This window comes from Azospirillum sp. B4 (genome assembly GCF_000333275.1).
Taxonomy (GTDB): Bacteria; Pseudomonadota; Alphaproteobacteria; order Azospirillales; family Azospirillaceae; genus Nitrospirillum.
In genome coordinates this window covers 1-472 of sequence record NZ_BACU01000280.1, presented here as the reverse complement: position 1 = coordinate 472, position 472 = coordinate 1, and the positions used below count along the sequence as shown (strand labels likewise).

General features: G+C 71.0%; 1 protein-coding gene. It reads left to right on the top strand.

Annotation, left to right across the window (positions count from 1 at the left end; genetic code table 11):
* Positions 1–201 precede the first annotated feature (201 nt).
* On the top strand, positions 202–472 hold a 271-nt coding region (locus I55_RS12305; protein ID WP_199902571.1), incomplete at its 3' end, for a type IV pili methyl-accepting chemotaxis transducer N-terminal domain-containing protein.

Sequence of the window (472 nt, the reverse complement as noted above, 5' to 3'; positions counted from 1 at the left end):
CCCGCGCCCGAGGGTGAGGTTTGGCCGCCCGCACCCCCGGAGCGGCGCTGACGCCCGCACCGTCTGCCAGGGGAACTGACCCAAGGGTTAGCGGTCACAGCCGCACCCTTGTCTTGATGCCCCGGCCCGGTTGATGATCGACCCTGCGGCCGACCCGTGGTGGGAAGCGCCGGATCCCGACCCAAGGCCCTGGCCTCCCCCATGACGCGTGCCGACGACCGCCTTCCGACACGTCGCCTGACGGTGGCCTATGTCGCGGCCCTTTCCCTGATCGCCCTGCTGTCGGGCGCGGTGCACCTGCTGCTGGACCATGTCATCGCCCAGCAGCGCGACAGCGGCACCATCATCAACGTCGCCGGACGGCAGCGCATGCTGTCGCAACGCATCGGCCTGCTGGCCCGTGATTTCTATGAAGGCCACGACGAGGCGGCGCGAGGCCCCCTGCTCCAGGCCGCCGCCGCCATGGAACGGG